Annotated in this window: 14 protein-coding genes and 2 pseudogenes; 6 read left to right on the top strand and 10 right to left on the bottom strand. The window is 70.0% G+C overall.

Annotated features, from left to right (window positions below; all coding sequences use genetic code 11):
* Positions 1-150: 150 nt before the first annotated feature.
* The 3 genes from IF78_RS0130055 to IF78_RS0130045 form a co-directional block, all read right to left on the bottom strand.
* Entirely contained in the window at positions 151-837 is a 687-nt protein-coding gene (locus tag IF78_RS0130055) for an alpha/beta fold hydrolase (protein WP_031486022.1), read from the bottom strand.
* A gap of 151 nt (positions 838-988) precedes the next feature.
* Complete coding sequence (locus IF78_RS0130050) at positions 989-1,630, bottom strand: isochorismatase family protein (RefSeq protein WP_031486021.1); 642 nt, start codon at positions 1,628-1,630, stop codon at positions 989-991.
* Positions 1,631-1,710: 80 nt separating this feature from the next.
* Positions 1,711-2,979, bottom strand: coding sequence for an MFS transporter (locus tag IF78_RS0130045; RefSeq protein WP_051828281.1), 1,269 nt, complete (start codon positions 2,977-2,979; stop codon positions 1,711-1,713).
* Positions 2,980-3,062: 83 nt separating this feature from the next.
* On the opposite strand from IF78_RS0130045, the gene IF78_RS0130040 reads away from it, so the two are divergent.
* On the top strand, positions 3,063-5,720 hold the full coding sequence (locus IF78_RS0130040) for an ATP-binding protein (RefSeq protein ID WP_031486019.1): 2,658 nt from the start codon (positions 3,063-3,065) through the stop codon (positions 5,718-5,720).
* A 214-nt stretch (positions 5,721-5,934) separates the two neighbouring features.
* On the opposite strand, the pseudogene IF78_RS46645 reads toward IF78_RS0130040, so the two are convergent.
* A pseudogene (locus IF78_RS46645) lies at positions 5,935-6,117 on the bottom strand (IS701 family transposase); the annotation flags it as partial.
* Between the two features lie 215 nt (positions 6,118-6,332).
* On the opposite strand from IF78_RS46645, the gene IF78_RS0130035 reads away from it, so the two are divergent.
* The 4 genes from IF78_RS0130035 to IF78_RS48595 all read left to right on the top strand — a co-directional run bounded on the left by IF78_RS0130035 (position 6,333) and on the right by IF78_RS48595 (position 10,897).
* On the top strand, positions 6,333-6,800 hold the full coding sequence (locus IF78_RS0130035; RefSeq protein WP_158751547.1) for a hypothetical protein: 468 nt from the start codon (positions 6,333-6,335) through the stop codon (positions 6,798-6,800).
* A 23-nt stretch (positions 6,801-6,823) separates the two neighbouring features.
* On the top strand, positions 6,824-7,891 hold the full coding sequence (locus IF78_RS0130030; RefSeq protein ID WP_031486017.1) for a tetratricopeptide repeat protein: 1,068 nt from the start codon (positions 6,824-6,826) through the stop codon (positions 7,889-7,891).
* A 2-nt stretch (positions 7,892-7,893) separates the two neighbouring features.
* Positions 7,894-8,949 (top strand): M48 family metalloprotease, encoded by a 1,056-nt coding sequence (locus IF78_RS0130025; RefSeq protein WP_158751545.1) that lies wholly within the window; start codon positions 7,894-7,896, stop codon positions 8,947-8,949.
* A gap of 322 nt (positions 8,950-9,271) precedes the next feature.
* Positions 9,272-10,897 carry a hypothetical protein gene (locus IF78_RS48595; RefSeq protein WP_051828279.1) on the top strand — a complete coding sequence of 542 codons (1,626 nt, stop codon included), beginning with the start codon at positions 9,272-9,274 and terminating at the stop codon, positions 10,895-10,897.
* A gap of 669 nt (positions 10,898-11,566) precedes the next feature.
* On the opposite strand, the gene IF78_RS0130015 is transcribed toward IF78_RS48595, so the two are convergent.
* From IF78_RS0130015 to IF78_RS0130005, 3 genes are read right to left on the bottom strand one after another with little or no spacing between them, the layout of a single operon-like run.
* Entirely contained in the window at positions 11,567-12,097 is a 531-nt protein-coding gene (locus IF78_RS0130015) for a hypothetical protein (RefSeq protein ID WP_031486014.1), read from the bottom strand.
* Between the two features lie 13 nt (positions 12,098-12,110).
* Positions 12,111-13,157, bottom strand: coding sequence for an ArsR/SmtB family transcription factor (locus tag IF78_RS0130010; protein ID WP_031486013.1), 1,047 nt, complete (start codon positions 13,155-13,157; stop codon positions 12,111-12,113).
* A gap of 27 nt (positions 13,158-13,184) precedes the next feature.
* Positions 13,185-14,393, bottom strand: coding sequence for an amidohydrolase (locus IF78_RS0130005; RefSeq protein ID WP_051828277.1), 1,209 nt, complete (start codon positions 14,391-14,393; stop codon positions 13,185-13,187).
* A 159-nt stretch (positions 14,394-14,552) separates the two neighbouring features.
* Between IF78_RS0130005 and IF78_RS50955 the strand changes: the two genes are divergently transcribed.
* Positions 14,553-15,128, top strand: a complete 576-nt coding sequence (locus tag IF78_RS50955) for a DUF4238 domain-containing protein (protein WP_078662645.1) — start codon at positions 14,553-14,555, stop codon at positions 15,126-15,128.
* On the opposite strand, the pseudogene IF78_RS0130000 reads toward IF78_RS50955, so the two are convergent.
* The 3 genes and pseudogenes from IF78_RS0130000 to IF78_RS0129990 all read right to left on the bottom strand — a co-directional run.
* Positions 15,037-15,519, bottom strand: a pseudogene (locus IF78_RS0130000) (IS256 family transposase); the annotation flags it as partial. The gene IF78_RS50955 and the pseudogene IF78_RS0130000 overlap by 92 nt on opposite strands.
* A gap of 59 nt (positions 15,520-15,578) precedes the next feature.
* Positions 15,579-16,955: a glycoside hydrolase family 43 protein gene (locus IF78_RS0129995; RefSeq protein WP_031486010.1), complete on the bottom strand. Its 1,377-nt coding sequence runs from the start codon at positions 16,953-16,955 to the stop codon at positions 15,579-15,581.
* 257 nt (positions 16,956-17,212) lie between these two features.
* Complete coding sequence (locus IF78_RS0129990; protein WP_031486009.1) at positions 17,213-18,640, bottom strand: glycoside hydrolase family 43 protein; 1,428 nt, start codon at positions 18,638-18,640, stop codon at positions 17,213-17,215.
* Between the last annotated feature and the right edge of the window lie 263 nt (positions 18,641-18,903).

The raw sequence follows: 18,903 nt of genomic DNA, 5'->3' as shown, positions 1-18,903 counted from the left end.
TGCAGGCGGGATATCCGGCCGCACCAACTGACGGTCACGCCAGGTGATGCGGGTGTTCCTGCCGGCCAAGCCCCGGGCGGCCGCGTGGTAGTCGTCGATGACCGGTTCCCGGAACGGACCCGCGCGATCCGGACCTGCGGTGGCAGACCCTCAGCCGGCGAACTCCCGCACAATGCGGGTGAACAGCTGTGGCTGCTGCAGGTTCCAGATGTGCCCGGCGCCGGCGATCAGCCGCAGCTCGGCTTCGGGTAGCCCCTCGGCGAGTTCCTTGGCGAAGGGGATGTTGGCCCGATCCTTCTCTCCGCACAGCACCAGCACCGGCGCCTTGACCTCTGCCAGCCGCGGCCGCAGATCCAATCGTCCCAACTCCCTCAGTCCCGCGAGGAGATCACGCTTGCCGAGCCGACGCAGATCCTCCCCTGCCTGCTGTCGGTATGCCTCCTTCCCTCCGGCGTACATCGGTGTCAGAGCCCGGACCAGCAGGCTCTGAGGCAGCAGCCCCAGAACGAGCCGCTGCACCGCCGCTCCTGCCCCGCCCGCATGTGCCGCCCCCCCGGAGAGAACCAGGCCCGCGACCTTCCCCGGCCCGGCCAGCGCGGCCAGCAGGGCCACGCTCACCCCGCCGGAAACGGCCACGAGATACGCGGGTTCCTCAGCCTCCGCCAGCACCTGCCGCACGGTGGCAACGGCCCGGTCCAGGGTCAGCGGCCCGGGAACGGAGCCGTGCCCAGGGAGATCGGGAGTGTGGACGTGGTGGTGCTCGCCGAGAGCGGCGGCCTGGGCCTGGAAGGCGCGACCGCTGGAACCGAAGGCGTGGACGAAGATCAACGCAGGCATGGCTCGACCTCAGTTCTCAGAAGTGGACATGGGGGAAGCGCCGCTCACGCGGCACCGCCGCGGGGCTCAGGCGTGTCTCGGGCCGGCACTCGCTGAATCGGGGCATCCGGCCGGGGCCGCCGCGGGCCACGCCCGCGGCGGCGGGTCCGGGTCAGTCGGCGCGGGGCCCCAGGGCTGCCGCCAACTGGCCTACCAGGGTGGCGAAGGGCATGTCGAGCGCGCCGTAGACCTCGCCGGCGAGCGGGTCCGCGTTGTCGGCGAGGATCTGGACCATCAGCGAGGAGTAGTCGGTGACGACCACGCCGGCCTGCTGCAGGCGCAGCAGGCCCGTCTCGCGCTTGGTGGCCCAGAAGGTACCGGAGGCGTCGACGGCGACGTAGGCGTCGTACCCGGCGGCCGTGGCGGACAGCGCGGGGAACGCGGCGCACACCTCCAGCGAGACGCCGGCGATGACGAGCTTGGAGCGGCCCGTGGCCTCAACCGCTTCGCGGACGCGCTCGTCGTCCCAGGCGTTGACGGTGCTGCGATCGATGACCTTGTGGTCGGCGGGTAGGGCCGCGGCCAGTTCGGGGATCAGCGGGCCCCACATGCTGTCCGCCGCGGTGGTGGTGGCGACGATGGGCAACTGCAGGACGGCCGCTGCTCGGGCGAGGCCGGTCACGTTGTGTTTGAGGTCCTGCACGGTGATGTCGCGCACCCCGGTGAACAGGCCGACTTGGTGGTCGACCAGCAGGACGGCGGTGTTGTCACGGGTCGGCGGCTCGTCGTACCGGGTGTCGGTGCTCGTGGGCATGGTGTTCCTCTCGGCTGCTCGGGACGTCTGGTGTGTGGCGTAGGGAGTGGTCCTGGGGGGAGCCCGGGCGGCTCGGCGGCTCACGCGGCGGTGGCCGAAGGGCATGCGTCCTCCCGAGGTGGCGTGGTGCGCCGCTGCGCGAGGCCGACCGCGAGGCGCGTCAGGACGGACAGGAGCAGGAAGTGGAGGCCGGCGAGCGCCCAGCCCGTGGTGCCGAGCGCGACGACCGCAGTCGCCATCGCCGGGCCGACGAGGTCGGACAGTGAGCGCCCCAGGCCGTAGACGCCCTGGTAGTCGCCGACGGCCCGGGGATCCGCCAGGGCGTAGCCGAAGTTCCAGGCGGCTGCCGCCGTCCACATCTCGCCGCAGGTGAGCACCGCCGTTGCCAGCACCAGCGTGGCGGCAGCGAGCCCCGGGGGGAGTCCGGCGCCCGCGCCGAAGAGCAGGCAGCCCAGCATCAGCCCGATGCCGCCGCGGGTGTTGACGCCAACGGCCCCGCGGGTCGTGTCCGTGCCGCGGGCGGCGGACACCTGCAGGCAGACCACCAGCACGGAGTTGGCCGTCAGCAGCAGGGAGGCGGTCGTGCGTGGGGCCTCGGTGTGGCCGATCACCCACAGCGGTGCGGCGATGGTCAGCAGCTGGTTGTGGACGGTGGTCAGGCCAGTCAGGACGGAGAGGGACAGGTAGGGCAGGTCGCGCAGCGCGCCGAGGCGCAGCGCCGGGCGGGGGGTGCGCGGCCGCGGGACGCCGGGCAGCAGCCAGGCGAACAGCGCGGAGCAGGCAGTCACCAGGGCGCTCGCCGCAATGAACCAGAGGTACGCCGAGCGCGTGCCCGCCTGGAGGGGGATCGCCATGGCCAGCACACCGACCGCGAAGCCCAGATTGTGCACGGCGCTCAACCGGGCCCGGGAGCGCACCAGGCTCTTTGGGTCCAGGACCTGCTGGATCAGCGTAGCCTCGGCGACCCGGGTCGACGACAGGCACACCGCGGTCGCGCTCCCGGCCAGCAGGAACGCGGGGAGGGAGTGGACGAGAGCGTAGGAGCAGAAGACCCCGGCGGCGGCGAGAGGCAGGCATATCAGGACCCGCCGGGCGCCGATGCGGTCCACCAGCCGGCCGGCCGGCACGGCGGCGATGAGCCCGAAGACGCTCGCGACCGACATGCCGAGGCCGACCTCTTTGCCGCTGAGCCCGCCGGAGTGGACGAAGAACACGGCGACCGTAGGCAGGATGCCGCCAAGGCCCACCGCCCGGGCGAGGACGCCCCCCGCCAGCAGCCGGTGGGGGCCGCGCGGCGGGAGCAACTGCTTGCCCGCCGCGGCGATTTCCTTGATCCTGTGTGCCGTCATGACGCAGAAGCTAGAACGGGCATGTCACGGGACGAATCCGTAGTGCTTCAGTAGAGCCTACGTAGGCCGGAACGGGGATCGCTGTGCTGTACGGGCGGGAGGACGAGGTGGCCGAACTCGTGGGCCTCACCGACCAGGTGCGGGGCGGCACGAGTGCGGCCCTGGTGCTGCGCGGTGAGGCGGGGATCGGCAAGAGCAGTCTGCTGGCGCACCTGGAGCAGAGGGCGCAGGGCATGACGGTGCTGCGGGCCGTCGGCGTGGAGCCGGAGTCCGATCTGGCCTTCGCCGCGCTGCTGCAGCTGCTGCGCCCCGTCGCGCACCACATCGATACGCTTCCCGAGCCCCAGGCGCAGGCGCTTCAGGCGGCGTTGGGGCACGGCGGCACCTGGCAGGGGGATCGCTTCCTCACCGGTCTCGCCGTGCTGTCCCTGCTGGCCGAGGCGGCGGCGGAGCGCCCCCTGCTCTGCCTGCTGGACGACGCCCACTGGATGGACGAGCCATCGGTGCAGGCGCTGCTCTTCGCGGCCCGCCGACTGGCAGCGGAAGGCGTGGCCCTGGTGTTCGCCGCGCGCGACGAGGGGTTCGACGCCCCGGGGCTGCGCGAACTGCGGCCCGGGCACCTGGGCCGCGCGGAGGCCGGGATCCTGCTCGACGCCCTCGGCGTGGACCCAGCTCGGCGGCAGCGGATCATCGAAGAGGCGGGCGGAAACCCCTTGGCGCTCACCGAGTTCGCGGCCGGCGACGACACCGCCTTCGCGCCGGTCGTACCGCTCGCCGCCCCCGACCGGGTGCTCGCCTCCTTCCGCAGCAGGATCTCGGCGCTGCCCGGGCGCACCCGGACGATGCTGCTGATCGCCGCGGCGGACCCGCAGGCTCATCTCGCCCAACTGCTGGCGGCCGCACAGCGGCTGCACGTCGGGCCCGGGGACCTCGCTGACGCGGAGAGCCTGCGGCTGATCGAAGTCGCAGGGAACTCGGTCCGCTTCCGGCACCCGTTGATCCGCTCCGCGGTGTACCAGGGCGCACCGCTGGCGAGCAGGGTCGCCGTGCACCGGGCACTGGCGGACACCGCCCCGACGGCGGACGGCGGCGCCCTGCACCGGGCGGCGGCGGCGCTGGGGCCCGACGAGGCGGTGGCGACCGCCGTCGAAGCGGTGGGCGCCCGCGCCAGCGCCCGGGGCGGCTTTGCGGCGGCGGCGAACCTCTACCGCCAGGCCGCCCGGCTGACGCCGGAGCCGACCGCCCGCGCACCACGCCTGACCTCGGCGGCCTGGTCCGCCCACCGGGCGGGGATGGCGGCCCTGGCCGGCGAACTCGCGGAGGAGGCAGGCCACCAGGCCGCCGCAGGCCCCGAGGGCCGGGCCGACCGGGCGGAGGCGGCCCATGTCCGTGCCCTGGCCCTCTTCGAGCAGGACCAGGCCTCCGAGGCCGTCAGGCTGCTGATCGAGGCAGCCCCGGACGCGCCCGCGCAGGGCGCGCAGATGATGCGGAGCGCCGCGTTCTACGCCTGGCACAGCAATGACCTGGACATGCTGCACCACTGTGCCGCCGTGCTGGCCCGGCAGCGCGAACGGCATCCGGTTGGGCGGGCGGTACAGGGCCTGGACCGGGTGGCGGCTGGCGACTTCGCGAAGGGCCTGCCCCTGCTGTCCCGTCTGTTGGACGAGGCGGACCGGGCGGACGAGGACAGCCGAAGCCACGCCATCACCGGCGGTCTGCTGCTGGGCGACGACACCCGCCTGCGCCGGGTGACCGAGGCCGAGACGGCGCGATGCCGGCAGCAGGGCGTCGTCGGACGGCTGCCTTTCCTGCTGAGCGTGCTCGGCCGCCTGCACGTGTACGCCGGAGAGCATCGGGAGGCTCTGGCCACCATCACGGAGGCGAAGGCGCTCGCCGGCGCCGCGGGCCTGCACAAGCGGCTGACCCAGCTGAACCACGTCGTCGCCCGCATCGCGGCGATCGAGGGCGACGAAATCCGCGTACGCGCGCTCGCCCGGCCAGGCCCGGCCGTCGACGGCAGCCACGGCTTGGCGGCCCTGATCCTCCTCGACCTCGGCCTCGGCCGTTACGAGGAGGTGCTCCGCAGGATCCACGAGGCCGAACGCCAGGGCTCCTGGAACTCCATGGCGCTCATCCTCGCCTGCACGGACGCGGCCGAGGCGGCCGTCCGGCTGGGCGACGAAGACCGGGCCGAGCACGCCGCGCAGCGGTTCGCCTCCTGGGCGACGGCGAGCGGACGGCCCTGGGCCCGGGCCACCGCGCTGCGTATCGAGGCCCTGCTCACCCAGGACCTGCCCCTCTTCGAGCAGGCCATGCAGGCGCATCATGGTGACGCCTCACACGGCGGCAGACCCTTCGAGCAGGCCCGAACCGAACTCGTCTACGGGGAGGCGCTGCGCCGCAACCGGCGCAGCGCCCAGGCGGCGGTGCACCTGCGCGCCGCCGCCGCGACCTTCGACCGTCTCGGCGCCACTCCCTGGGCCGAGCGAGCCCGCGGCGAACTGCGGGCCACCGGCACCAACCCGGCCGCGGCACAGGCCGCCACCTGCGCACCCGCGGTCGCCCTCACCCCGCAAGAGCTTCAGGTCGTCCGGCTCGCCGCCACCGGCATGCCCAGTCGCGAGATCGCCGCTCAGCTGTTCCTGAGCCCGCGCACCGTGGAGTACCACCTCTACAAGGTGTATCCCAAACTGGGCGTGACCTCACGAAAGGAGCTGGCGGAGCTGGACCTGCACGGCTGAGGGCGGCAGGAGAGCCTGAGCGCGCCTGTGCCTTCCAGCAAGGAGGTCATGTCTGCGGCCGGGTTCGCCCCCGACAGTCTCGCGGGCAGCGGGTGGCGCGCGGCCATGACCAGGGCGACGAGATCAGGGGCCAGCCCTGCGATCCACGCACGGTTGCGGCTGCGCACGGCGTCCGATGCGGGGAGCCGCTCGCCCTTGGTGGGCGCGGCTTCGAGTCCAGCGTGGTGCCGGCGGGGCAGTAAGCGATGTAGTAGGAGATCTCCTCGGGCCGGCGGACGCTCCGGCGGGCGATGACCCAGTGCTGCCGGTCGGGACGGTGCCGGGGTCGGACTTCCACGCGGGCTCAGTCGAACACGCGCGGGCCGTGGGCGCCGTCGCCGCACGAGCGGTGTTTCCACGTCGCTGGCTGGTGCCGGAGACGGACTGGATCGTGTCGGTCGTTCAGCCGGCCGCCAGCGGGGAGGTGGACCGGGGGTGCTGTCCACAGGCGCGGCCATGCAGCCTCCTTGCCCACATCATTCGTTGCCGCAGTCGACTGCGGGGACTGTCCGGCCGATTGGGCATTGGTACGCTTCCGTAACACCGCACGTGACGTTCGGGGACCAAGTGACCATGGCAGAACGGGACTTAAGCGATGACGGGTGGCCGGGGTCGCCCGAGGACGATGGCGCGCTCGGTGGTTCGAGCGCGCTCGGCGCCATGCTCGCCACGGCCGTCATCACCGCGGCTGTCGTGCCTTTTGTGCAGACGCTGGTGACCAAGGCCGCCGAGGATTCGTACGCCGTGGCCCGTGACTGGCTTCGACGGCAGTTCGGCCGGGAGGACGTCGGCGAAGGCGATCCCGAGAGCCCGAGCAGGACGCTGCTGGTCGTCAGGGATCCCGATCCAGGACTGAACATGGCCCTGTGTCTCGGGCCGGACGTCTCGAACGAGGCGATCCGTGCGCTGGAGCACTTCGACATCGAAGCGGTCACCGCCGAGGCTGAACGGAATGCCGTCACCAAAGTGCGGGTCTACTGGGACGAGGCGGCGGGCTCCTGGCAGATCGAGCGCAAGCGTCGCCGTGGCCGGCGCAACTGAGCGATTCGCTGGGAGGACTTCGCATGTTGGTCGGTGCCCTGTCGCATCAGTGCTTTCACTTCGTCGATCTCCAAGTCCTTAACAGTTCCACGGACCTCTCTGCCTATCTGCGGAGATGTGCCGGATCGACCTGCCCTCTGTGCGGGACCACGGTCAAGGAACTCGAACTGATCATTGACGACGCGGAAGCGAAAGGTCTCAGGAGCGGGGACTCGCCCTGGAACCGCGGAGCCGAGCCGACAGAAGGTTTTCGCAGGTTCTTCGCTGATCGGGACACGGGATCTACGCGGTTCCAGGGCGTCGCCGGCATCCTGCGCGCACAGGTCACCGGTTCCGAGGAAGCGCGGCGAAGGGAGGTGTGCGCCGCGTTGTCCGAGAAGTACCGGGCGGATGTCGCCTTCAACGTGGCCTTGAGCGCCCTGGAAGTGGGAGACACCAGCAAGGCACGCCGGGCCCTCCAGGTATGTCGGGAATCGGGGGACGACCACCTGCGTGCGAGCGCGGCGTTCAAGCTCGGCGAGACGTACCAGAACCAGGGTGATCAGCAAGTCGCAGCCAGGTGGTACCGAGCCGCGACGCAGACCGAGACGAGGGACATCCGCGCTGCAGCGAATCTCTGTCTCGGGATCGCGTGCAGGAAGCTGGGCGACCTCGATGGGGCCCGGCGAGCGTATGAGGACGGCGTGGACTGCGGTGACACCATGATCCGTGGGATGGCAGCCTTCCGACTCGGCACCGTCTACGAGGAGCTGGGCCATACGGCGAAGGCGCGTGAGACCTACGAGTTCACCGTCGGGCTCCACGACGAGGGCGCGTCGCACGAAGCGGCCGTGAATCTCGGCGCGATCGAAGAGAGCGACGGGCACTGGGACAGGGCCAAGAGCCTGTGGGAATACGCCTTCGAGACGGAGGACGAGGAGGTGAAACCCCACGCTGCGTTCAACCTCGGCCGCGTGTGGGAGCACGAAGGACACCTCAGAGAGGCGAAGAAGTTCTATCGCATCGCGGCACGAACATCCGACCCCGAACTCGCCGCTCGGGCTCGCGGATACCTGCGCAGCACCAGCCGAGTATGGCCGGACGGTCGCTGACCATGACAGTGTCGGATCCCTTGGAGGCGGAGTACCGCGCGCTGCTGGAGCGCCGCGGAGTCGGACATCTGGCCGCCAGGCCCACCCCCGAGCAGATCAACGCGCTCATCGACCGGCTGGAGATGGGGGAAAAGGATCTCCACGCGGACCTCATCCGATCGATACGGCGTGGCGACTACTCGGTCCTGCACCAGAACCCGTACGACGGGATCAGGACGGACCTCCTTCATACACTCCAGCTCAGTGGAATCGAGCTGCCCGGCCCCGTATACGTCGGTGAGTACCCGCACAACTCCTTCAACGCCCAGGCATGTGTGGTTCCTGGCGGAACTCTGATCCTCGTCAACACTGGGCTGATGACCCTGCTGTTCCAGGTCGCGAAGTTGGTCGGAGCCTCGTTCCGGACCTTCACCAGGACCGAGGACGCGGGCATGCAGTTCGAGGAAGAGACCGCCGAGATGATCCGCCAATGGGATCGTGCACGAAAGACCGTCGCGAAGGCGGTGGTCGCCTACATCTTTCACGGGGACGCGCGACGTGCCGGCCGCATTCCGGTGGACGCGGACTCACGCGCCCTCCTCGGCGTCCCGCTCGCCGGCGCCGCCAGAGACTTCGTGGTCGGCCATGAGTTCGGTCACTTCCTGGCCGGCCATCTGCACGAGCCCGCGGCGCGAACACGCTCTGGAGAGTGGATCCGCAAGAGTCACCAACAGGAGTTCGAGGCCGACGAGATCGGCGCGCTGCTCATGCTTCGTCGGCTCGAAAACCCCGGCGACCAGATCCAGAAGAACTTCGCGGTCGCGGGGCCTTTCCTCTTCTTCGCCATCGACCACCTAGTGACCCGGGTGCGCAACGAGATCAACGACATTCCCGCAGGCCTGATCGTTACGGACCACCCGCCGTCCGACGAGCGCGCCGCCGCTCTGCGCCGGCTGTTCGTGGAGATCGAGGGCCCCGGCGTCGTCCAGTTCGCCAACGCCTTCGTCTCCGTGCTGTCCGCGCAGGAGAACGACATCCTCGACTTCGTCGACAGCCTGCTACACACCGCCTCTGGTTAATACTCCAGCAGCGCCTTCGAAGGCGTGGAAGCACAGACTTCGCGGAATCCTTTGCTCGGTGACATAGCTCGAAGACCGTCGAGGTGCGGGGCATGCGACGGAACATAGCCCACGGGAAAAGGGTCTAGGATTTCGCCCCCAACGGAACAGTGAGCAGCGCTGCTGCGGTGGCCGGACGCCTCGTCTGCCGGGGGAGGCGGAGAAGGCCGTCACCCCCTCCGGGACCGTCTCGACAGGGTGAAGGTGCTACGCAGGGAGGACCTGCGACAATCGGCCTCCCCAGGCGGCAGGGCCCGCTCTGCAGGCTGCTACGTTCCGTCGCATGCCCCGTTCCGATCTCCGTCTCCTCGACTTGATCCGGCAGAGTCCACGCCTGGCCGAACTCGCAGCGTTCCCCTTTGACTTCGACCTCTGTCGAGCCGACCACACAGAGGACGTCCGTCTGGCCTCGGGTGCGCCGGTGGAGGGAATCGCAGGCGACGACACCGGTGGCACCTACTTTCTCCATGGCGACGGAGGGGTGCTGTACGCCGACTCGGAGGGGCATGCGGGACTGATCGCCGAAAGCCTCGCCGACGCACTGGAGTTGGTGACCGGCCTCCCCGGATGGCGGGACCACCTGCACCTTCCGCCGGAAACAGGGGAAGAGGAACTGTCGGCCGCAGCCCTCGAAGTGGAGGACGGCATCCGCGCCTCCTACGCGCCCTCCCTCGACGCCTGCCGAGATGAACTCCTCACCGCCCTCGGGCTCAGCCTGCGGCCTTCCGCCGAGCTCTTTGCCCGGATGCACCGTGCCCTTCTCCGCACCGAGCCGGACCACGTGCTGCTGCTCACCGACGAGGGCAGCGCCTACCACCTGTTGGACCCGCACCCCTGCCCCCCGCTGCGGGACACCGTTCTCGAAGCCTGCCGGGCGGACCTGGCCCATCTGCGCGCCGACCGCGCCGCCTGGCCGATGGTGGCCTTCTCCGCGGCGTCTGACCGGAGCGGCTCGGAGCACGACGCCAACGCGGCCCGCCGCGCCGGTGTGCTGCGCGCGGCCCAGTGCGACCGGCGCGACACCGACCTGCCCCTCCTGCGCCATCTCCTCGAGCAGGAGACCCTCTGCCGCCGTGAGGCCCCCTTCGGTGGGATGGGCGAGGAACTGCATCTCGCCGTGTTCCTGGTTGCCCGCTGCCTCCGCGAGGAGGACCTCCCCCGTCTCCACGCAGCTCGCTGCGCCAACTTCGATACCTGGTGCGCCCTGTCCGACCTGCCACTCGGCCGACCGGACAAGAGCGGCGAGGACGATTTCCGCTGGGAGCCCGAGGCCCTGCAGGCCTGGGCCGGAGCCCTCGACACGGCGGAGTGGTTCGGCGACGACCCGAAGTCCGAGCCCGTCGAGACCTGGGTGATCCTCGCCCGTCGCCAAGGCCGCACGGAACTCGCCCGTGTGACCCTGATACGCATGCTTGACGACATCGGGCCCGCCGACATCAGCGAACTGCCCTGGATCGTCAGCGAGTTCGCCGAGCTGGGCGACTTCCCGCAGGCCGCCCGCGCCCAGCGCCTGTACGTCTCGTTGCAGGACACCGACCTTGCCCGTGGCTTCGCGTACACCCGACTGTCCGGCCTGGAGCGGCAGGCCGGCGACCTCGACCGGGCATGGACGTCGCTGCAGCGCGCACTCACCACCCTCAACGGCCCGACGTCCCCGAAGCCGGGCCCGCGTCAGCCCGCACTCTTCGACATCGAGCCGCCCCCTGCCGAGGACGACTGGCGCGACATGGCTGGGGCCCGCGACCTCGTCGAGGAACACTTCCTGCTCGCACGCTCAGCCGCCGACTCCGGCAATCCTGCCCTCGCCCACTCGTCTCTCATCACCGGCACGGCTCTTCTCGACACAGTCCACCGCACGCCCCCGGCCCTGTACACCGCAGGCCCACGCCGCAGCGCGGGCCTGCGGTGACGAAGACCTGACTGCCCGCTACGCGGACCTTTTGGCCCAGGAAGAGGAGCGCCTTGCCGAGTTCCCATATGACGTGGGCGACAACAACGACTGACCCCCCGCAGTCACGTGTCTTCTGATCAGCTGGCTGTGAAGCGGTCGGCCTGCATGGCTACGATCGAGGTTGTCCTAACGGAGTTTGGCGGACACGAACAAGGACAATCCTCGTCGTCAGGTGCGGTTGTCGTTCCTTGCGTGACGAGGGTGCCGACTGTAGGTCTGAAGTCCGGCCGTACCCAACGAGTCCGGCTCGCCCTTGTCCACCCGCAGCCGACATCGAGCGATGCGGTGAACGATGAAGCCGTAGGTGGGGGTGCTGCTGTGTTGCCCGGTGTGCCCGAGTCGACTGTCGCAAGGCGACTTGACGTTGACGACACAGACCGTGCCGATGCCTGCTGGCTCTCGCCCGATGCAACTCTGTTGGCCATCACTTCAGTGAACGCATGAGTCCAGGGTTGCCTGTGGGCTGTGGCCTGCGGTGATGTCGTGACTGGAGAGGCGGCGAGGTGGCGTGGAGTCGCGGCCAGGGGACGCTCTTCGGAGGTCCTCTTCCCGTGGCCGGTCGGCCTCCACAGCCCGACGGTGCGCAGGTCGAACCGCACCTTGCGCTTTGGGCACATCTCCAGACGATCACGCCTCATCGATGTCGTTCGGCCAGGCGGGCCCCACGTCCACATGGCCGAGTTCCACGCGTATTCCGGGGAGCGCCCGCGGGGCCGGGCGCGGGGAGAGCAAGGCGGTGAGGGACCGGCGGAGGCCGTTCTCGTCGCCTTCGGGATGCTTCGCGTGCAGGTGGTAAGGCCGGGGGTCCTGGACGAGGACCCAGCTCGGGTCCCAGACGCCGGTGCGACGGCCCCCTACGACCGCGACGGGGTCCACGACCGTGCAGCGGTAGGTCACCCGGACGGGGAAACGCGCCGCGGAGTCGGACGTGGCCAGGTGCCATTTGGCGAACAGCTGCACGTCGGGGCGGACGTCGACCAGGGTCACGGCGGTGGCCCGCGCCGTGTCGACGGCCCCCGTCCGGTGCTCCCCGTCGATCTCGTGCACGAGGATCTCACCCGCCCCCGCGACCAGCGGAGCGCGCCGCTCGAGCCACGCGCTCCACCGCAGCCGGGGCCGCAGTTCGCGGTGGCGGAGGATCGGGTACCGGGTCGTCACGCCGCCGCCTCCTTCAGTACTGCAGGGCCGTGGCCACGTCCCTGCCGATGCGCTTGACCGCCGCGAGGTCGAGACCGTAGTGGACGTAGCGGCCGTTGCGTTCCACGCGCACGAGCCCCAGGTCGCGCAGGGTGCGAAGGTGACGGGAGACCTGGGGGCGAGTCATCGACAGCCGGTCCGAGAGGTCGGCCGTGGTCATCGCCTGGCGGGCGATGAGCCGGCACAGCCGGACCCGGCGAGGATCGGTGAGCGCCAGCATGCGGCTGCGGGCCAGGGTGACCCCGATCTCCGGGGCGTGCACCGGGAAGTGGACGACCGGTGGGAGCCCCGGTTCGTCCTTCACCAGCAGGTGCGGGGCGCCGTATCGGGTGGGGATGAGCAGGATCGGCGTACGGGCCGGGCTGATCACCGCGTGGTGCACCTTGTCGAAGACGACCCGCGACGGACCGGCCGGCCGTGCGCTGGACGGGCTGAGCGAGAGCAGGGCCGCCTCCGGTCCTTCGTCCGCGAGCCGCTGCCGGACGAGGTGCGCGGCACGGGCGAGCGCGGGCTCGGTCGTGGCCCACAGGTCGGCGAAGAAGACGCGGCGGCACAGGTCGAGGAAGGCGAGGATGTCGGTGCGCAGTCGCTCCGGGTCGCGCAGCAGGTCTTCGGCGAGGGTCGGGTGCGGTTCCGGCAGACCGGAGGCCGCCCGGCGCAGTGCGGCGGCCTGTGCCGGGTCGTGGAGCAGGCGGCTGAAGTCGAAGCCGCGGTAGCCGCTGGCACAGGTGTGGGCGGTGAGTTCGGCGAACCGGTCCGTCGTCAGTTCCGGCAGGGGCGCGTTCAGCCCCGGGTAGAAGCCCCGCCAACGCAGCGCCGTCCACAGCGGGGCGAAGCGACGCAGGCCCGCTCGGAACGCGGGCGGGGCGTTGCGGGTGGTCTCCTCGGCCCAGGGCGCGTGTTCGGTGTGGTGGGTGTGTTCTGTCAGGACGTGCAGGCTTGCTGCCAGTTCCGCGAGCGGCGACACGGTCACGGTGAAGCGGTCGGGGGCGGCCCCTTCCAGGACGATCACGACCGGCATGACGGGAAGTGTAGGGTCGCGGGCTGCTCACATCAGCACCTCGGCTCCCGCAGCGACCAATGCGAACTCCGCTCTCACGGCTGCCAACAGCTCCTCGTCCGTGAGCAGTTCGGCGACTACGCGGGCCAAACCGGTCGCCGCGATCTCGGTGCGGTCGTGGGCGAGCGAGGTCGCCGCCGCCTCGCGCATCGCCTCGGAGTGGGCGGGCGTACCCGGCTCGGCGATCTGGATGTACGGGTGGATCACCGGCAGAAGCTGCGAGAGGTTGCCGATGTCGGAGGAACCGGCGGGGCTGTCCGGACCGGCGGGCGCGATGTCGAGGCCCAGTGCGCGCACGGCCTGCCCGAACCGTTCGGCGAGCACGGTGCTGTCGCGGCGCTCCGCGTAGAGCGGTCCGGTCTCTGACACCTCGGCCGCGGTTCCGGTGGCGAGCGCCGCTCCCTCGGCGGCCGCGCGAACCCGCTCGACCAGGGCCCCGGCCGATACGGCCGTACGGTCCCGTACGTACAACTCCACGGCGGCGTTGGCGGGAACGACGTTCGGGGCTTGCCCGCCGTCCGTGACGATGCCGTGCAGGCGTGCTGTCGGCGGGACGAACTGCCGCAGCGCGTCGAGGGCGGTGAGGAACAACTGGGCGGCGGCCAGTGCGCTGCGGCCCTCCCACGGTGACTTCGCGGCATGCGCACTCACGCCGGTGAAGGCGACGCGCAGGTGCGCCGCGGCCAGCGAGTGCTGGGTGGTGACGGAGCGGTCGGCCGGGTGGAACATCAGCGCCGCGTCCACGCCCTCGAACACCCCGGCCTCGGCCAGCCGGACCTTGCCGGCGCCGCCCATCTCCTCGCCGGGCGTGCCGATGACGGCGACCGTTCCTGGGTGCGACGGCAAGGCCCGTACGACGGCGATCGCGGCTGCGGCGCACCCGGCTGCGATGAGGTTGTGCCCACAGCCGTGCCCGACGCCGGGCAGCGCGTCGTACTCCGCCAGGACGGCGACGTACGGGCCGGGCCGGCTGCCCTCGTGCACGGCCACGAACGCGGTGTCCATCCCGCCCACCGCCTCCGTCACGGCGAAGCCGGCTTCCGTGAGCCAGCGGGTCAGCGCCTGCTGGGCGTGGAACTCGGAGAACTTCAGCTCCGGCCGCGCGTGGATCGCCAGGCTCACCGCCTCCATGCGGGGACGCAGCGCGGCGAGTTCAGCGGCCAGGGCCCCCAGCGGGGGCGGGGCGGTGGTGGGCATGTGGGCCTCCGTCGTACGGGACGAGCACCGGGACGTACGGAATGAGCTGTCACGGTGTGCGTCGAGACTGCGGCAGCCGTCGCGTCGTCGGACCGCGATTACCGCGCCGCAGGTAACCCACGCAGACTGCGCGCTCCGGACGGACAGGATGCCTCCGTAATGAAGGTCGGTGAATTCAGGGGTGCCGGCCCGGGTCACGCCGTTCGACTCGGGACGCCGGACGAGGGTCCGGTCTCGGACGAGAAGGTAGATACCGCCTGGGCCGAGTTGACCGACTTCTCCAGCTACTACGTTGAGCTGCCGGTAAATGACCACCTGCTCACCATGGCGAATGCCATGGCCACCGCCTACGAGAGGATGATGGTCCGCTCGTGGAAGCTGTGTCGGTTCGAGCGCAAGACACTGCTGTTGCCCGATCACCCCGTCACCTTGATCCGTTACGCACGCGAACCCGAGTTGAGGGGCGTCGGCCTCGTAAACGCCGCCGCGATCACGGTTCCCATCGACCGCCAGGCGGCCATCATCATGACGGCACCCGCCGGTCGGGACGGCATGTTCCCGGCTAACACCCAGGTGGCGAACGAGCTGAACCATCGCTTCGCGTGGAACTCGCGCATCGAGCTGTTCCATCACCCTGATGACAGATGGTCTGGCGGGAAACGTCGGCGCCATAGACCTCGGCCAGGTGGGCCTGCACCTCACCGGTGGTCAAGCCCTTCGCGGCCAGCGAGATGACCATCTCGTCGACGCCGGTCAGACGCTTCTGCCGCTTCTTGACGATCTTCGGTTCGAAGGAGCCGTCGCGATCGCGGGGCACCGTTATCTCCACCGGGCCCACGTCGGTCAGCACGGTCTTGGAGCGTTTGCCGTTGCGGGAGTTGCCGCCGTTCTTGCCGGCCGTATCGTGCTTGTCATAGCCGAGGTGGTCGGTGATCTCACCCTCCAGGGCGGACTCCAGCAGCCGCTTGGTCAGCTGCTGCAGCAGCCCGCCCTCGCCGGTCAACTGCAGGCCCTCGGACTGGGCCCGGCCCACCAGCTCGTCGATCAACTGGTCGTCCACGGCCCTCGCCGACGCAGCCTTCGTGGGCTCGACGGGGTCGGACTCAGACACGTTCTCACTGGTCATCGATGCATCTTCCATGATCGGGAGTTACACCGAACGATTTACAGTCCCCGTGCGTCGCCTCAGTACCAGACGGAGAACGTGGCGTCGGCTCTGCCGGTGGCGGTGGAGATCGGGTCGATGCGCAGCGCGTAATTGAAGTGCCGGATGTAGCGGTCCGGGTGGCTGTGAGAGCGGAACGACGACCAGGACGGGTCGGCGAGCCCGGCGGTCCTGTGGAAGGTGGCGTCCTGGGCGAACCTCGTGCTGCCGTCGTTGGCGTCCAGCCGCAGCTGGTAGAAGGAGTGCCGCAGATAGCGGGTCGGCTGGTTGAGGGACTGGAAGGAGACGCCGGAGGGGTCGGCCAGCCCCGGCACCAGCTTCCATTGCGAGTCGGTGTAGGGGTCGAACGGGTACGGGTCGATGCGGCCGAGGGAATCGACCTGCCGCCAGTATCTGTCCGGGAAGTTGTAGGACTTCAGCCGGTTCCAGGCAGGCTTTCCCCAGGTGGCGACCATGTTGTCGTACACCGTTTGGGGGATCGGCTTGATGTCGGCATGCTTGGAGTTCAGCGGCTGGGTGTAGACGCGCCGGTCGGTGGCGGTCCAGGTGCCGGTGGAGAGGTCGTTGGTCTGCCAGGTGTAGAAGAGCGCGTTGGCGTCGCCCCACAGGTACCAGGTGCCGGAGGCCTCGGCGAGGATCGGGCCCTCGATGCCTCCCTGCGGCGCCAGGCCCGAGGTGAACTGGGTGAAGCTGCCGGGGGCGAGGGAGGTGGACCTCGCACCCACCAGGCTGTTGCGGCCCTTGTAGTACAGGTAGTTGACGCCGTTCACGTCCTTGGCCATGGTGCCGTCGATGATGTCGTAGCCCGGGTCGCAGAAGACCTGCGGTGCCGTCACCGTCTGGAAGTCCGTGGTGTAGTTCACCATGATCACGTTGTGTCCGCTGCTGTTGACGGCCGAGTAGATGAGGGCGTACTGGCCGCGGGAGGGGTCCCAGAAGGCTTCGGGCGCCCAGGTGTGGGTGGCCATTTCGTGCAGTTTCAGCAGACGGTAGTTGTCGAAGGAGCGCAGGTCGGCGGAGTCCCAGACGTGGATGTACGGGGTCTTCTTGGTCCAGTCGGTGCCCTTCAGATTGGTCGCCATGACGACGAAGGTGCCGTCCTGCTTGGGCAGGATGAAGGGGTCGCGCAGACCGCCGTCGCCCGCGGTCGGGGTCACGACGGGGTTGTTCTGGTTCAGCGGCATCCATTGCAGCGCGTCGGTGCTGACCGCGAGGTGCAGGCCGTAGTCCGTGCCGAGGTTTCTCGGTGACTGGGTGAAGTAGGCCATGACGAACGGGGAGGTCGTCGCGGCGCTCGCGGACCGGCTGCCGAGGGTCAGCACGCCGGTGGTGGACACCGGCACGGCCGCGGCCATGCCGAGGAAGAGCCGGCGCGACGGGAGGGGCGTTGCACTCATCTGGTGCCTCCGGGGCGTAGGAAAGGTGCGGGCGGATCCAGAACCTGTGGGCGGCCCTGGCCTGGAGCCGCCCACAGGTTCGATCCCTCGTCAGCTCCAGGGAGTCGCGGTGAGCCAACTGGGGCCTGGCTGGGCCCACGCTCTCGTGTTGTTCCAGGCCTTGGTGCCGCCATCAGGGCCCTGCGGACGTGGGGGGTTGGGGTGACGCATCCGTGCCGGCGCCGCCTTGGCGGCGCCGGCACCCCTGGCGATGCGGGTCAGTTCGTCACACGGAAGGTGGCGTCACTGCGGCCCAGAGTGGTGGTGATGGGGTCGAGGCGGAGCTGGTAGGCGTAGTGGCGGATGTAGCGGTCGGGGTGGTTGTACGACTGGAAGGACGACCAGGTGGGGTCGGCGAGTCCGGCGACCTTGTTGAAGGTGGCGTCGGCGGCGAACTGGGCGGAGCCGTCGTTCAGGACGAGCTGGAAGTCGTAGTTGGCGTGGCGCAGGAAGTAGCCGGGGTAGTTCACCGACTCGAACGAGACGGTGCCGGTGCCCGCCAGGCCGGGCCTGATCCGGAACTGGGAGTCCTCGACGGGGCTGACGTTCGGGTCGATGCGCACGTCGAAGTCGATCTGGCGCACGTACCGGTCCTGGAAGTTGTACGACTGGAGCCGCTGCGCCGGGGTGTTGGGCCAGCGGGCGAGCACGCGGCTCTCCTCGGCGGCCGTGAGGGTCGTGATCGCGCCGTGGCGCTTGGGGGTGCCGCCCATGTCGTAGCTGGTCGTCGGCTGCAGCCGGTAGGTGCTGATGTCGAACGGGTTGGTCGTCAGGATCGGCCTGTACTCGCGTACGCCCTGCGCGTTGTTGTGGTCGATGTAGAGGGCCCACTCGTCGCGGTCCCTGAACTTCATCCAGACCGGGCCTTCGACCACGTTGCCGGTGAGGCCGATGCTCGAGAGGTTGCCGAGGTTGGTCCACGTCCCGAGGATCGAGTTGCTGCCCTCGATGTTGTTCTGGCCGTCGCCGGAGACCCGCAGGTAGCGGTAGTTGCCGACACCGGCGGGCACCTCGGTCATCTGGGTGTCGACGACCGGGGTGCTGCCGGGCGGGTCGATCCAGATCTGCGGGGTGGTGATGGTGCGGAAGTCCTTGGTGCGGGCGGAGTAGATGCGGTACTTGAAGATGCCGTTCACCGAGGCGTTCGTCGCCCAGTACAGGACGTAGTCGTTGGTCTCGGGGTTCCAGATCGCCTCCGGCGCCCACGCGTTCTTTCCGCCTGGGATCAGTGAGGCGGCGGCGAGCAGCCACGGCTTCGACCAGGTCACCAGGTCGGTCGACTCCCACACCACGAAGTTGGGGCTGCCGTTGGTGTATGTCGAGCCGCAGCGGACGCACAGGTCGGTCGCGATGATCCAGTACTTGCTGCCGTCGGGGGAGCGCACCAGTGCGGGGTCACGCACTCCCTTCGTGCCGATCTTGGAGTTGAGGATCGGCGCTCCGCCGTTGAGGTCGTTCCAGTGCAGGCCGTCCGTGCTGTGCGCGAGGTACAGCATCTGACCGGTCGCGGAGTCGCCGGTGAAGTGCACCATCAGGTAGCCGGGGTCGGCGGCGGCCGCCCGCTGGGGTGTGGTGAGGGCTTGGCCCGTGAAGAGGAGGCAGACGGCGAGCAATATCACCGTCAGCCGGGCGCGGAGCGCAGACATCGGATCTCCTGTCGGGTGCGGGTGCCACCGCCGGGCGAAGGGGGAGCGGGGTTGGCGGGGGGAACTTGGTCTCGGAGTGGGCGGGACAGGACCCGGACACCGCGTAGTCCGGAAGGGGGGGACCCGAACGACGGTGTTTCACCGCTTCGCCCAGGGCGCCGTGGTGACGGCGGGTCAGGGCGCGCGAGCACGTGCGTCCGCCCAGGTGGGGCGGCTGCGGCACGGGCCGGGTGGTTGTGCTTCTCAGCGCCCGTGAAGGCGTT

This window comes from Streptomyces bicolor (assembly GCF_000719285.1).
Classification (GTDB): Bacteria; Actinomycetota; Actinomycetes; order Streptomycetales; family Streptomycetaceae; genus Streptomyces; species Streptomyces bicolor.
The sequence above is the reverse complement of the archived record's forward strand: the minus strand, read 5'-3'. Positions and strand labels throughout refer to the sequence as shown.

Bases quoted from the DNA above. Each gene is read 5' to 3' on its own strand.
- IF78_RS0130055 (WP_031486022.1), bottom strand. From the start codon at position 837: ATGCCTGCGTTGATCTTCGTCCACGCCTTCGGTTCCAGCGGTCGCGCC.
- IF78_RS0130050 (WP_031486021.1), bottom strand. From the start codon at position 1,630: ATGCCCACGAGCACCGACACCCGGTACGACGAGCCGCCGACCCGTGAC.
- IF78_RS0130045 (WP_051828281.1), bottom strand. From the start codon at position 2,979: ATGACGGCACACAGGATCAAGGAAATCGCCGCGGCGGGCAAGCAGTTG.
- IF78_RS0130035 (WP_158751547.1), top strand. From the start codon at position 6,333: ATGGCAGAACGGGACTTAAGCGATGACGGGTGGCCGGGGTCGCCCGAG.
- IF78_RS0130030 (WP_031486017.1), top strand. From the start codon at position 6,824: ATGTTGGTCGGTGCCCTGTCGCATCAGTGCTTTCACTTCGTCGATCTC.
- IF78_RS0130025 (WP_158751545.1), top strand. From the start codon at position 7,894: ATGACAGTGTCGGATCCCTTGGAGGCGGAGTACCGCGCGCTGCTGGAG.
- IF78_RS48595 (WP_051828279.1), top strand. From the start codon at position 9,272: ATGCCCCGTTCCGATCTCCGTCTCCTCGACTTGATCCGGCAGAGTCCA.
- IF78_RS0130010 (WP_031486013.1), bottom strand. From the start codon at position 13,157: ATGCCGGTCGTGATCGTCCTGGAAGGGGCCGCCCCCGACCGCTTCACC.
- IF78_RS0130005 (WP_051828277.1), bottom strand. From the start codon at position 14,393: ATGCCCACCACCGCCCCGCCCCCGCTGGGGGCCCTGGCCGCTGAACTC.
- IF78_RS50955 (WP_078662645.1), top strand. From the start codon at position 14,553: ATGAAGGTCGGTGAATTCAGGGGTGCCGGCCCGGGTCACGCCGTTCGA.
- IF78_RS0129995 (WP_031486010.1), bottom strand. From the start codon at position 16,955: ATGAGTGCAACGCCCCTCCCGTCGCGCCGGCTCTTCCTCGGCATGGCC.
- IF78_RS0129990 (WP_031486009.1), bottom strand. From the start codon at position 18,640: ATGTCTGCGCTCCGCGCCCGGCTGACGGTGATATTGCTCGCCGTCTGC.